At 53.2% G+C, this 12,832-nt stretch carries 9 protein-coding genes; 7 read left to right on the forward strand and 2 right to left on the reverse strand.

The features are described from left to right. Positions 1-18: 18 nt before the first annotated feature. The 4 genes from rssB (at position 19) to ACJ8HA_RS04315 (ending at position 4,566) form a co-directional block, all read left to right on the forward strand. On the forward strand, positions 19-1,032 hold the full coding sequence (gene rssB / locus ACJ8HA_RS04300; protein ID WP_025303080.1) for a two-component system response regulator RssB: 1,014 nt from the start codon (positions 19-21) through the stop codon (positions 1,030-1,032). Between the two features lie 212 nt (positions 1,033-1,244). Beyond that, entirely contained in the window at positions 1,245-2,162 is a 918-nt protein-coding gene (gene galU, locus ACJ8HA_RS04305) for a UTP--glucose-1-phosphate uridylyltransferase GalU (RefSeq protein ID WP_025303079.1), read from the forward strand. A 40-nt stretch (positions 2,163-2,202) separates the two neighbouring features. Next, on the forward strand, positions 2,203-3,546 hold the full coding sequence (locus ACJ8HA_RS04310) for a UDP-glucose dehydrogenase family protein (protein WP_025303078.1): 1,344 nt from the start codon (positions 2,203-2,205) through the stop codon (positions 3,544-3,546). Between the two features lie 9 nt (positions 3,547-3,555). After that, positions 3,556-4,566 (forward strand): NAD-dependent epimerase, encoded by a 1,011-nt coding sequence (locus tag ACJ8HA_RS04315; RefSeq protein WP_197822992.1) that lies wholly within the window; start codon positions 3,556-3,558, stop codon positions 4,564-4,566. Between the two features lie 186 nt (positions 4,567-4,752). Here ACJ8HA_RS04315 and hns read toward each other — a convergent pair whose 3' ends face one another. Beyond that, positions 4,753-5,160, reverse strand: a complete 408-nt coding sequence (hns, locus tag ACJ8HA_RS04320; protein ID WP_004932170.1) for a histone-like nucleoid-structuring protein H-NS — start codon at positions 5,158-5,160, stop codon at positions 4,753-4,755. A 699-nt stretch (positions 5,161-5,859) separates the two neighbouring features. Here hns and ACJ8HA_RS04325 point away from each other — a divergent pair. Then, positions 5,860-6,444 (forward strand): thymidine kinase, encoded by a 585-nt coding sequence (locus tag ACJ8HA_RS04325; protein ID WP_015378091.1) that lies wholly within the window; start codon positions 5,860-5,862, stop codon positions 6,442-6,444. Between the two features lie 119 nt (positions 6,445-6,563). Here the strand turns inward: ACJ8HA_RS04325 and adhE are convergent, their stop codons facing one another. Further along, positions 6,564-9,236 carry a bifunctional acetaldehyde-CoA/alcohol dehydrogenase gene (gene adhE, locus ACJ8HA_RS04330; protein ID WP_142590315.1) on the reverse strand — a complete coding sequence of 891 codons (2,673 nt, stop codon included), beginning with the start codon at positions 9,234-9,236 and terminating at the stop codon, positions 6,564-6,566. Between the two features lie 531 nt (positions 9,237-9,767). Between adhE and ACJ8HA_RS04335 the strand changes: the two genes are divergently transcribed. Beyond that, positions 9,768-10,412, forward strand: coding sequence for a YchE family NAAT transporter (locus ACJ8HA_RS04335; RefSeq protein ID WP_015378089.1), 645 nt, complete (start codon positions 9,768-9,770; stop codon positions 10,410-10,412). A 696-nt stretch (positions 10,413-11,108) separates the two neighbouring features. Next, the gene (locus ACJ8HA_RS04340) at positions 11,109-12,746 is read left to right on the forward strand and encodes an ABC transporter substrate-binding protein (RefSeq protein ID WP_049207077.1); all 1,638 of its coding nucleotides are present in this window, start codon (positions 11,109-11,111) and stop codon (positions 12,744-12,746) included. Positions 12,747-12,832: the final 86 nt, after the last annotated feature.

The following is a 12,832-nucleotide window of genomic DNA, read 5'->3' on the forward strand; positions in this document are numbered from 1 at the left end:
AGGGACGAGGCTCGGCTGATGGCATTACCACTTACTCACAAGCGCATCTTGATCGTTGAGGACGAACAGGTTTTTCGTTCAGTGCTGGTCGGTTATTTGGCTTCACTGGGTGCTGAAACCGGCGAGGCGACCAACGGTATACAGGCGCTGGGTGCCGTCGATGACTTCAAGCCAGATCTGATCCTGTGCGATCTCGCGATGCCTGAAATGGGGGGGATCGAATTCGTTGAGCACCTGCGTTTGCAGGGGCTGCAAATCCCGGTACTGGTGATCTCGGCCACCGACAAGATGGCTGACATCGCCAAGGTGCTGAGGTTGGGCGTGCAGGATGTGCTGCTCAAGCCGCTGACCGATCTCAATCGCCTGCGTGAAGCGGTGTTGGCATGCTTATACCCCAATATGTTCACTTCCCAGGCGATTGAGGAGGTTGAACTGTTTCAGGACTGGGATGCGTTGAGCAAAAATCCCTCCGAAGCCGTCAAACTGCTTAAACAATTGCAACCGCCGGTACAGCAGACTATTGCGCATTGCCGGATCAACTATCGGCAGTTAACCACCGGCGAAAATCCTGGCCTGGTGCTGGATATCGCCGCTTTGTCAGAAAAGGATCTGGCATTCTATTGCCTGGACGTCACGCGCGCCGGCGATAATGGCGTATTGGCGGCATTGCTGTTGCGTGCATTATTTAATGGGCTGCTGCAAGACCATCTGGCTAATCAACAGCATCGTCTGCCGCAAATGTCGGCATTGTTAAAGCAGGTTAATCAATTATTGCGGCAGGGGAAATTAGACGGTCAATTCCCGCTGTTGCTGGGATATTATCACGCCGAAAATAAAAACCTGATTCTGGTTTCTGCCGGGCTGCATGCCAACGTCAATACCGGTGACAATCAAATCCAGCTGAGCAATGGCGTGCCACTGGGGACGCTGGGGGCCACCTACATGAATCAGATCAGCCAGCGCTGCACTGCCTGGCAGTGTCAGGTATGGGGAAGCGGTGGTCGGTTGCGGCTGATGCTCAGCGCTGAATAACAGGCAACGAACGGCGAGATCTTAAGCTATTCACTTATCGGTAATTAAACCGTTTATTTATTCTCCCGATTATCCGAACGGGTAATAGTCCTAAATGTTTTCTATTTGTGTTCTGGTTAATGCCAGGCGCGCATAAGCTGGTATACTCCGAAGGTTTTTTATATTGAGCCCAAGCTCATAAAATGAGCGCTTTAGCTTCAAGAGAGGAAATAATGCCTGCTGTAAATCGCAAAGTCAGAAAAGCCGTGATCCCGGTTGCAGGCTTGGGTACGCGGATGTTGCCGGCCACCAAAGCCATTCCGAAAGAAATGCTGCCGCTGGTTGATAAACCGCTGATCCAATACGTCGTTAATGAGTGCATTGCGGCGGGGATTAACGAGATTGTGCTGGTCACCCACTCCTCCAAGAACTCGATCGAAAACCATTTTGATACCAGTTTCGAACTTGAAGCGATGCTGGAAAAACGCGTCAAGCGCCAATTGCTGGATGAAGTGCAGTCGATCTGCCCGAAAGGCGTTACCGTGATGCAGGTTCGTCAGGGCAATGCCAAAGGCCTGGGGCACGCGATTATGTGTGCCTACCCGATGGTGGGCGATGAACCGGTGGCGGTGGTGTTGCCGGACGTGATCCTCGACGAATACAGCGCCGATCCGAAAAAAGACAACCTCCGCGAAATGCTGCAGCGCTTCGAAACTACCGGCGTCAGCCAGATCATGGTTGAACCCGTGCCGCATAAAGATGTCGGAAACTACGGCGTAGCCGACTGTAAGGGCGTTGCTTTGCAACCGGGCGAAAGTGCGCCGATGGTGAGTGTGGTTGAGAAACCTTCGCCGGATAAAGCCCCTTCCAACCTGGCGATTGTCGGTCGTTACGTGTTATCCGCCGATATTTGGCCGCTGTTGGCTAAAACGCCCCCTGGCGCCGGCGACGAAATTCAGCTGACTGACAGTATCGAAATGTTGATGCAGCAGGAAACGGTGGAAGCGTATCACCTGAAGGGCGTAAGCCATGACTGCGGTAACAAGTTGGGGTACATGCAGGCTTTTGTAGAGTACGGCATGCGTCATGCCAGCCTGGGCAAAGAATTTTCTCAGTGGCTGCAACAGGTTGTTGCCGCTGACAAGAAGTAATTTGATCTTTCGTATTAATTTGAAAAACTAGGATTTTCACATGAAAGTAACAGTTTTTGGTATTGGTTATGTGGGGCTGGTACAGGCCGCCGTACTGGCTGAAGTTGGCCATGACGTTATGTGCATTGATGTTGATGAGCGAAAAGTCGAAAACCTGAAAAAAGGGAATATCCCGATTTTTGAACCGGGCCTGACGCCGCTGGTACAGCAAAACTATGAGGCTGGGCGTCTGCATTTCACCACCGATGCCAAAGCGGGCGTGGCACACGGGAATATCCAGTTTATTGCCGTCGGCACGCCGCCGGATGAGGACGGCTCCGCCGATCTGAAATATGTCACCGCGGTTGCACGTACCATCGCCGAACACATGACCGATCGCAAAGTGGTGATCGATAAATCTACCGTGCCGGTCGGTACGGCGGACAAGGTGCGTCAGGTGATGGCGGAAACGCTGGCTAAACGCGGCAGCAACGTGGCGTTCGACGTGGTATCCAACCCTGAATTCCTGAAGGAAGGCGCTGCGGTAGCTGACTGCATGCGCCCTGAACGCATCGTGATCGGTACCGATAATAAAGAGGTAATCGAACCGATTCGCGAACTGTACGAGCCATTTAACCGCAATCACGATCGTATGATCATGATGGATATCCGCAGCGCAGAGCTGACCAAATACGCTGCCAACTGCATGCTGGCGACCAAAATCAGCTTTATGAACGAGATGTCCAATCTGGCGGAAATGCTGGGTGCGGACATCGAGAAAGTGCGTCAGGGCATCGGTTCCGACTCACGCATCGGTTATCACTTCATCTACCCTGGCTGCGGCTACGGTGGTTCTTGCTTCCCGAAAGATGTCCAGGCGTTGATCCGCACGGCGGAACAGATCGGTTACCAACCGAAGCTGCTGCAGGCGGTAGAGCAGGTCAACTACCAACAGAAAGATAAGTTGAACAGCTTTATCAAAGATTACTTCGGCAGCGATCTGAAGGGGAAAACCTTTGCGCTGTGGGGCCTGGCGTTCAAGCCGAATACCGATGACATGCGTGAAGCGTCCAGCCGCGTGCTGATGGAGCAATTGTGGGCTGCCGGCGCCACCGTTCAAGCCTACGATCCTGAAGCGATGAACGAAGTTCAGCGCATCTATGGCCAGCGCGACGACTTGAAGCTGATGGGGACCAAAGAGGCTGCATTGCACGGCGCCGATGCTCTGGTGATCTGCACCGAATGGCAGAATTTCCGCGCACCGGACTTCGATGTGATCAAGAGTGCGTTGAAGCAGCCGGTGATCTTCGATGGACGTAACCTGTACGATCCGGAGCGTTTGGAGAATCGCGGCTTCACCTATTACGCGATTGGCCGCGGCGCCTCGATTAAACCGGTTATTTAAGGAGTGGGCATGAAATTCCTGGTTACAGGCGCCGCAGGGTTTATTGGTTATCACGTTGCAGAGCGTTTGTTGACCGCCGGGCATCAGGTTGTCGGCATCGATAACCTGAATGACTATTATGACGTGGGCCTGAAAATGGCCCGTCTGGACAGACTGGCGGATAAGCCGGGATTCCGCTTTATCAAGCTGGATTTGGCCGATCGTGAAGGGATGGCGGTATTGTTCGCCGAGCATCAGTTCCAACGAGTCATTCATTTGGGGGCACAAGCCGGCGTGCGTTATTCGTTGGTTAACCCGTTGGCTTATGCGGACGCCAACCTGATCGGCCATTTGAACGTTCTGGAAGGCTGCCGCCATAATAAGGTCGAGCATTTACTTTATGCTTCCTCCAGCTCTGTTTATGGCCTCAATCGCAAGCTGCCGTTTGCTACCGAAGATTCTGTCGATCACCCTGTGTCACTGTATGCGGCCACCAAAAAAGCCAATGAGCTGATGTCACACAGCTACTCTCATTTATACAGTCTCCCGACGACGGGGTTACGCTTCTTTACCGTATATGGTCCCTGGGGGCGTCCGGATATGGCGCTGTTCAAGTTTACCAAGGCCATATTGGCGGGGGAGAGCATCGATGTATATAACCACGGTGAAATGCACCGTGACTTTACCTACATCGATGATATCACCGAGGCGATTGTGCGGCTGCAGGCGGTTATTCCGCAGGCAGATCCGTCATGGAGCGTTGAACAGGGATCGCCAGCGACCAGTTCCGCACCGTATCATGTTTATAATATCGGCAATAACACCCCCGTTAAACTGATGGAATATATCACGGCGCTGGAGCAGGCTTTGGGGGTAACTGCCCGCAAGAATATGCTGCCGATGCAACCTGGCGACGTGATGGATACCAGTGCGGACACCGCAGAGCTTTATCGTGACATTGGTTTTAAACCGGAAACCAGCGTTGAAGAGGGTGTAAAGCGCTTTGTTGATTGGTATAAGGCATTCTACCAGGTTCAATAATTGAACGAGGGTAAATGCGATAAAGGGGCCTTAGGGCCCCTTTTTTTCATTGGGGCTCCATGCAGGGAAGAAAATGCGAATTAGGATATTTACTAAAAGGAGAGGGGTGAGGTGGGATCACGTCGATAAGCTTTAAAATGAAAAGGCCCCCCGGAGGGAGCCTTTCAGATACGGACTGAATCGCTATTACAGCAGGAAATCGTCCAGAGATTTACCTTGCTCTTCGATAGCTTTCTTAATCACCGCAGGCGTACGGCCTTGGCCGGTCCAGGTTTTCAGTTCGCCGTTTTCATCTTTATATTGGTATTTAGCAGGACGTGCTGCACGCTTTGCTTTGCCGGCAGCCTTGTTGGCAGCCATGGTTTGCAGCAGCTCATTTGGATCGATACCATCAGCAATCAGCATTTCGCGGTATTGCTGCAGTTTACGAGTGCGTTCTTCGATTTCTGCTTGAGCCTGGCTGTCTTCTTCGCGACGTTCGTTCACAACAACTTCCAGTTTCTCGAGCATTTCTTCCAGCGTTTCCAGTGTGCATTCTCTTGCCTGGGCGCGCAGAGTGCGGATGTTGTTCAAAATCTTTAATGCTTCGCTCATTGTCCTAGTCTCAAATTATATTGGTGGGGGGCGTCTCGATAATAATAGAGTGCTATTTTCTTTTCTGCAATAGCCAAATTGACTTGAATACTCAAATTTACCTTTTAAAAAACCGTTAATCGGATCTGTCCGACTAATATAGGAAGGGCTGTTAACTATTATCCTCACCGCACTTAAGTCAAAATTTCAGCAGGCATGCTTTAAAAGGCGCGTGTCGCAAGGCTTTCATCGATAAGTTATCGTCGTAATTTATATCAATATTACAATGAGTTCTGTGGGCTTAATCACGCCATGGTAAGGCAGACATTGTAAACAATAGGGGTATATAGGTAAAGGTTGCGTCAGGAAACGTCGGGGGGATAGCGAAGGTGATTAAATGCCCTGTATTGGCCTCACGTATAATAGACAAGCACTCTCCCGCGGCTGCGGTGCCTGCCGCAGTGAAAGAGGTTATGCATTAATGGGCAAATGTTCGGGGTTAACCATTAGCAAGAATTAATAGTGATGACAGGCATACATTATCCTGTAAATAGCTGTAAAAAGAACGGGCCGACAGAACGATATGTTTCGCTTGAAAGCGCATTATTACGGCGAACGCAATATTCGTTCGCTTTGGGCTGAGCCGGGGGGCGGCTTATGGTACACTTACCGTCCTAATCAACATTTGAATATTTCTTATACCATCGGAGTTGCGGGGCCATGGCTCAACTTTATTTTTATTACTCTGCGATGAATGCCGGCAAGTCCACCGCGCTGCTACAGTCTTCATATAACTATCAAGAACGTGGTATGCGCACGCTGGTGTTCACCGCGGAGATCGATCACCGCTTTGGCGTCGGTAAAGTCAGCTCGCGCATCGGTTTATCCTCGCAGGCCCAGCTCTATAACAACGACTCGATGCTGTACGCCATGATTCAGCAAGAGCATCAACAGCAGCCGGTGCATTGTGTGCTGCTGGATGAAAGCCAGTTCCTGACCAAGGCGCAGGTTGAGCAATTGTGCGATGTGGTGGACCAACTGGACATTCCCGTATTGTGCTACGGCCTGCGTACCGATTTTCTCGGTGAGCTGTTTACCGGCAGCCAATATTTGCTGGCCTGGGCCGATAAGCTGGTGGAATTGAAAACCATCTGTCACTGTGGGCGCAAAGCCAACATGGTGTTGCGGTTGGATGAAAACGGCCAGGCGATGCATGCTGGTGAACAGGTGGTGATTGGCGGTAACGAGAGCTATGTCTCCGTCTGTCGCAAGCATTATAAAGAGGCGATTCACTCCCTGGAGTAGGAGCGAAAATGCCGCCAGCGCCCGCTGAGGCGTTTTGGCGGCGGGATAAGAAAAACCGCGCGCCAGGCGCAATAAAAAACCCGCCGTTTGGCGGGTTTTTTTATCGGTTCACGGAACCGTTATTTCTTGGGCTTCTTTACCGCGGTTTTGGCTGCAGCCGGAGCCGCCGCTTCCCCGTCGACCGCTTCGCTGAATTCGCGGCCGTAGAAGGTATCCAGCATGATTTGCTTCAGTTCGGCAATCAGCGGGTAGCGCGGGTTGGCGCCGGTGCATTGGTCGTCGAATGCGTCTTCCGACAGCTTGTCGACTTTCGCCAGGAAGTCCGCCTCCTGCACACCCGCTTCACGGATGGAGGTTGGGATGCCCAACTCGGTTTTCAGCTCGTCCAGCCAGGCCAGCAGTTTCTCAATCTTCTGCGCAGTGCGGTCGCCCGGTGCGCTCAGGCCGAGGTGGTCGGCGATTTCAGCGTAGCGGCGGCGCGCCTGAGGGCGGTCGTACTGGCTGAAGGCCGTTTGCTTGGTCGGGTTGTCGTTCGCGTTGTAGCGAATGACGTTGGAAATCAGCATCGCGTTGGCCAGGCCGTGCGGAATGTGGAACTCCGAACCCAGCTTGTGCGCCATGGAGTGACAAACCCCGAGGAAGGCGTTGGCGAAAGCGATACCGGCGATGGTGGCGGCGTTGTGCACGCGTTCACGGGCAACCGGGTTTTTCGCGCCTTCTTTATAGCTGGCCGGCAGATACTCTTTCAACAGTTTCAGCGCCTGCAGCGCCTGGCCGTCGGAGTATTCGTTCGCCAGCACCGACACGTAGGCTTCCAGCGCGTGGGTTACCGCATCCAGACCGCCGAAGGCGCACAGGGATTTTGGCATGTTCATCACCAGGTTGGCGTCGACAATCGCCATGTCCGGGGTCAGCGCATAGTCGGCCAGGGGGTATTTCTGTCCGGTGGTGTCGTCGGTCACGACGGCGAATGGCGTGACTTCCGAACCGGTGCCTGAGGTGGTGGTGATGGCGATCATCTTCGCTTTCACGCCCATTTTCGGGAACTTGTAGATACGCTTGCGGATGTCCATGAAGCGCAGCGCCAGATCCTCGAAGTGGGTTTCAGGATGTTCGTACAGCACCCACATGATTTTCGCGGCGTCCATCGGCGAACCGCCGCCCAGCGCGATGATGACGTCCGGTTTGAAGGAGTTCATCTGCTCGGCGCCTTTGCGCACGATGCTCAGCGTCGGATCGGCTTCCACTTCAAAGAACACTTCAGTTTCGATACCGTGAGACTTCAGAACCTTGGTGATCTGGTCGGCATAGCCGTTGTTGAACAGGAAACGGTCGGTCACGATGAAGGCGCGTTTCGCCCCGTCGGTCGCCACTTCTTCCAGCGCGATAGGCAGTGAGCCACGGCGGAAGTAGATCGATTTCGGAAGTTTATGCCACAACATGTTTTCTGCTCGCTTCGCTACAGTTTTCTTGTTGATCAGGTGTTTAGGTCCGACGTTTTCAGAGATGGAGTTACCACCCCAGGAACCGCAACCCAGCGTCAGCGAAGGCGCAAGTTTGAAGTTGTACAGGTCGCCGATACCGCCCTGAGAAGCCGGGGTGTTGATCAGAATGCGAGCCGTTTTCATTTTATCGCCGAAGTAGGCGATGCGAGCCGTTTGGTTATCCTGGTCGGTGTACAGGCAGGACGTGTGGCCGATACCGCCCATGGCGACCAGTTTTTCGGCTTTGGCGACGGCGTCTTCGAAGTCTTTGGCACGGTACATCGCCAGGGTAGGCGACAGTTTTTCATGTGCGAAAGGTTCAGACTCGTCGACCAGCTTCACTTCACCGATCAGCACTTTGGTGTTGGCCGGCACTTTGATGCCGGCCATTTCGGCGATTTTCGGTGCGGATTGCCCGACGATGGCCGCGTTCAGGCCGCCGTTTTTCAGGATGATGTCCTGCACCGCTTTCAGTTCTTTACCCTGCAGCAGATAGCCGCCGTGGGAAGCGAAGCGCTCGCGTACCGCATCATAGATAGCGTCAACAACGATGACCGACTGTTCGGAAGCGCAGATAACGCCGCTGTCGAAGGTTTTGGACATCAGGATAGAGGCGACCACGCGTTTGATATCTGCGGTTTCGTCTACCACGACCGGCGTATTGCCGGCGCCGACGCCGATTGCCGGTTTGCCGGAACTGTAGGCGGCTTTCACCATGCCCGGGCCACCGGTGGCGAGGATCAGGTTGATGTCAGGGTGGTGCATCAGTTGGTTGGACAGCTCGACGGTAGGTTGGTCGATCCAACCGATAATGTCTTTCGGCGCACCGGCGGCGATAGCGGCTTGCAGCACGATATCGGCGGCTTTGTTGGTGGCATTCTTCGCACGCGGGTGCGGCGAGAAGATGATGCCATTGCGGGTTTTCAGGCTGATCAGCGCTTTGAAGATCGCGGTAGAAGTTGGGTTGGTGGTAGGCACGATACCGCAAATCAGGCCGATAGGTTCGGCGATGGTGATGGTACCGAAAGTGTCATCTTCAGACAGGATGCCACAGGTTTTTTCATCTTTATAGGCGTTGTAGATGTACTCGGAAGCGAAGTGGTTTTTGATCACTTTGTCTTCGACGATACCCATTCCGGATTCTTCCACGGCCATTTTGGCCAATGGGATACGGGCATCAGCAGCGGCGAGGGCGGCAGCGCGGAAGATTTTATCCACTTGCTCTTGAGTGAAGTTGGCATATTCGCGCTGGGCTTTTTTGACACGTGCGACAAGCTCGTTCAGTTCAGCGACATTCGTTACAGCCATAATGCTCTCCTGATAATGTTAAACTCTTTCAGTAAATAAGCCGTGCGAGCCACTAGTATAGTCGTAACGGGGATAAGCGGTGATGAGAATACCGGGGTCTTCCCGCGTTATTTCTTCGCATGCTGCTGATTTGCTTAAAGAGCTTCACCCTACGCCAACCGGAGGGGCAGGCAGTGAGGAGAACAGAACCGGCGATGCCGCGGCCTACTTTGTTCTACTCCCTGACTACGACTAAGAGCTTACCCACAGTTGGGTAGTTGATTTGTGATCTAAATCATGAAAAGTGCAAGCTGACACCTTTCAGCTTGCTGGTGTTGGGAATTATTCTCGATAACTGTGAGCGGTGACTCTTTTTTCAACATAAAAAATCAAAAGGCCATACATCACTTTAACAAAGGGCATTTGTTTTGTTGCATAACCTGCTGGTAGTCAAAAATGCTGCTCTGGCCGGATGGATTACCCGCGGCAATTCCATTACATTAGCGCGCATAGGCAGCACACCTTTTTATAGTACTTAATGCGGAGCCATCTGTGGGCCAATCTCTGTTGGATCTTTCCGGCTTTATCAAGTTCTTTGTCGGTCTGTTTGCGCTGGTCAACCCGGTGGGCATCTTGCCGGTGTTTATCAGTATGACCAGTTATCAGGCGGAAGCGGGGCGCAACAAAACCAACCTGACCGCCAACCTGTCGGTCGCCATCATTCTGTGGACCTCGCTGTTCCTGGGCGAAGGGATCCTGCGGATGTTCGGCATCTCTATCGATTCGTTCCGCATCGCCGGCGGTATTCTGGTGGTGACCATCGCCATGTCGATGATCAGCGGCAAGCTGGGGGAAGACAAACAGAACAAACAGGAGAAGTCGGAGAGCGCGATCCGCGAAAGCATCGGCGTGGTGCCGTTAGCGCTGCCGCTGATGGCGGGGCCGGGGGCGATCAGTTCTACCATCGTCTGGAGTTCACGTTATCACAACTGGCAAAGCCTGCTCGGTTTTACGGTGGCGATCGCCTTGTTCGCCTTTTGCTGCTGGCTGTTGTTCCGCGCCGCGCCGCTGTTGGTGCGTTTGCTTGGGCAGACCGGCATCAACGTGATCACCCGAATCATGGGCCTGTTGCTGATGGCGCTCGGGATCGAGTTTATCGTTACGGGCATTAAGGCGATATTCCCCGGCCTGTTGTAATACCCTTTGTTTAGCCGCGCACCTTTCGCGTTGGCGCGGCTAAAATTAATTTTAAAATTTAAATTATTTATTGGTTCGCATTATTATAGTGCAGAGGATGAATAAAATTTATTCGGTTGCACCCTTATGTTGCATAAATCTCATCTTGCTGTGCAAAAAAAACGCTAAGCGTTATTTCAGACACTTTTCTTCCCCCATTTCCGCGCGTTTTGTCCCCGTTCAACGGTAAAGCTGTTGTTAAATTAATCACATCATTCTGTGGGGCTTGTCTCACTTTCATCCAGGTGTTATTAGTGATTAACCGACCATAGGCAGGTGTTTGTTCTTTGAATGGCTGGATTGTTAACTGAATGTTTCTTTGTGCGGCGGTGAGATGACGCTGACGGTTTCAAACGAAATGATTTTGGTTTTTTTATCTTTAAAATCAAAGTGATGATTTTGTTTTTTCGGTGCCCCGCTCTCGGGGAGCGGATCGGGCTTCGTGCGATAAAAGAGAATTGCTTAACATTTTCGTAAAATTTATTGGCTATGGAATTTGGCTTCTGCTAATTTCCGAGCAACTTTCCCGTGGTCAATTAACTGAAATGCGCCATAAAAACGGGAATGATTTTTGCTGGTATCCGTTTATTTAGAATTCTTATAAACACTTCACAAACTTCGATAAGCGATGCTTGTCGGTGAAAAGGAGCCTCGATTATGCAGCAAACCCTGAAGCGTACTTCTTTGACCTTGTTGATTAGCGGCGCGTTGAGCGTCGGCGCCATAAATAACAGTTTGGCGGCGGAAGTGCCGGCCGGCGTTCAGTTGGCGCAGCAACAGAATATTGTGATCAACAACGGCAGCGAAGTGGCTTCATTGGATCCGCATAAGGTCGAGGGCGTACCGGAAAGCAATATCATTCTTAACCTACTTGAAGGGCTGGTGAGCACCGACGCCAACGGGCATGTGGTGCCGGCGGCGGCGGCGAGCTGGGAAAACCAGAATTATCAGCAATGGACCTTCCACCTGCGCCCCGGCGCGGTGTGGAGCGACGGCACTCCGGTGACCGCGCAGGACTTCGTCTACAGCTGGCAGCGCCTGGCCGATCCGAAAATCGCCTCGCCTTACGCCAGCTATCTGCAATACACCAAAGTCGACAATATCGACGACATCCTGACCGGCAAGAAGCCTCCGCAGACCCTCGGCGTCAAGGCGTTGGATGACCAGACGCTGCAGGTGACGCTCAGCGAACCGGTGCCGTATTTCATCAGCATGCTGAGCCACACGTCGCTCAAACCGGTCAAACGGGCGGTGGTGGAGAAATTCGGCGATAAATGGACGCTACCCGCCAACTACGTCGGCAACGGCGCTTACCGCCTGAAAGAGTGGGTGGTGAACGAGCGCATCGTGCTGGAGCGCAGCCCGAGCTACTGGAACAACAAGCAGACGGTGATCAATCAGGCGACCTTCCTGCCGATTACTTCGGAAGTCAGCGACGTCAACCGCTTCCGCAGCGGCGAGATCGACATCACCAACAGCGCGATCCCGCCGTACCTGTACGTCAAGATGAAGCGCGAAATGCCCGAACAGCTGCACGTTAACCCTTATCTGTGCACCTTCTATTACGAGCTCAATAACAAGCGGGCGCCGTTTACCGATCCACGCGTGCGTACGGCGGTGAAGATGACGCTGGATCGCGACATCATCGCCAACAAGATCATGGGCCAGGGACAGATCCCGGCCTACAGTTTCACGCCGACCTTTACGGAGGGCGCGAACTTTACGCAGCCCGCATGGGCCGGCTGGAGCCAGGAACAGCGCAACGCCGAAGCCAGGAAGCTGCTGGCGGAGGCGGGCTACAGCGATGCCAAACCGCTGAAGTTCTCGTTGCTCTACAACACCTCCGATCAAAACAAACAGCAGGCGATCGCCGCCGCATCGATGTGGAAGAAGAACCTCGGTGCGGAGGTCACGCTGCGCAATCAGGAGTGGAAGACTTCATTGGAGAGCCGCCATCAGGGGCAATACGATGTGGCGCGCGCCACCTGGTGCGGCGATTACAACGAACCCAGTGCGTTCCTGAACCTGGTGCTGTCCAACAGCAGTATCAATACCGTGTTCTATAAGAGCCCGGCGTTCGACGCCATCATGGCCGCTACGCTGAAGGCGCCGGATGAGGCCGCGCGCGCCGCGCTCTATCAGCAGGCGGAAGCTCAGCTGGACAAAGACTCCGCGTTGGTCCCGGTTTATTACCGCGTCAGCGCACGGTTGATCAAGCCGACGGTAGGCGGGTTCACCGGCAAAGACCCGCTGGACTATACCGACGTTAAAAATCTGTACATTATCAAGCAGTAAAGGGGTATTCCTTGCGCTAACTCGCGGAGGAATATAGGGAAGGCCGGCCGCCGCATTCGTTCCGCGGCGGCGGGAAAACAGAGTCC

The organism is Serratia sp. CY33802, from assembly GCF_052169095.1.
GTDB classification, from domain to species: Bacteria; Pseudomonadota; Gammaproteobacteria; order Enterobacterales; family Enterobacteriaceae; genus Serratia; species Serratia bockelmannii.

What these genes read in the sequence shown, in the direction of transcription:
- rssB (WP_025303080.1), top strand. Translation starts at nt 19, where the DNA reads ATGGCATTACCACTTACTCACAAGCGCATCTTGATCGTTGAGGACGAA.
- galU (WP_025303079.1), top strand. Translation starts at nt 1,245, where the DNA reads ATGCCTGCTGTAAATCGCAAAGTCAGAAAAGCCGTGATCCCGGTTGCA.
- ACJ8HA_RS04310 (WP_025303078.1), top strand. Translation starts at nt 2,203, where the DNA reads ATGAAAGTAACAGTTTTTGGTATTGGTTATGTGGGGCTGGTACAGGCC.
- ACJ8HA_RS04315 (WP_197822992.1), top strand. Translation starts at nt 3,556, where the DNA reads ATGAAATTCCTGGTTACAGGCGCCGCAGGGTTTATTGGTTATCACGTT.
- hns (WP_004932170.1), bottom strand. Translation starts at nt 5,160, where the DNA reads ATGAGCGAAGCATTAAAGATTTTGAACAACATCCGCACTCTGCGCGCC.
- ACJ8HA_RS04325 (WP_015378091.1), top strand. Translation starts at nt 5,860, where the DNA reads ATGGCTCAACTTTATTTTTATTACTCTGCGATGAATGCCGGCAAGTCC.
- adhE (WP_142590315.1), bottom strand. Translation starts at nt 9,236, where the DNA reads ATGGCTGTAACGAATGTCGCTGAACTGAACGAGCTTGTCGCACGTGTC.
- ACJ8HA_RS04340 (WP_049207077.1), top strand. Translation starts at nt 11,109, where the DNA reads ATGCAGCAAACCCTGAAGCGTACTTCTTTGACCTTGTTGATTAGCGGC.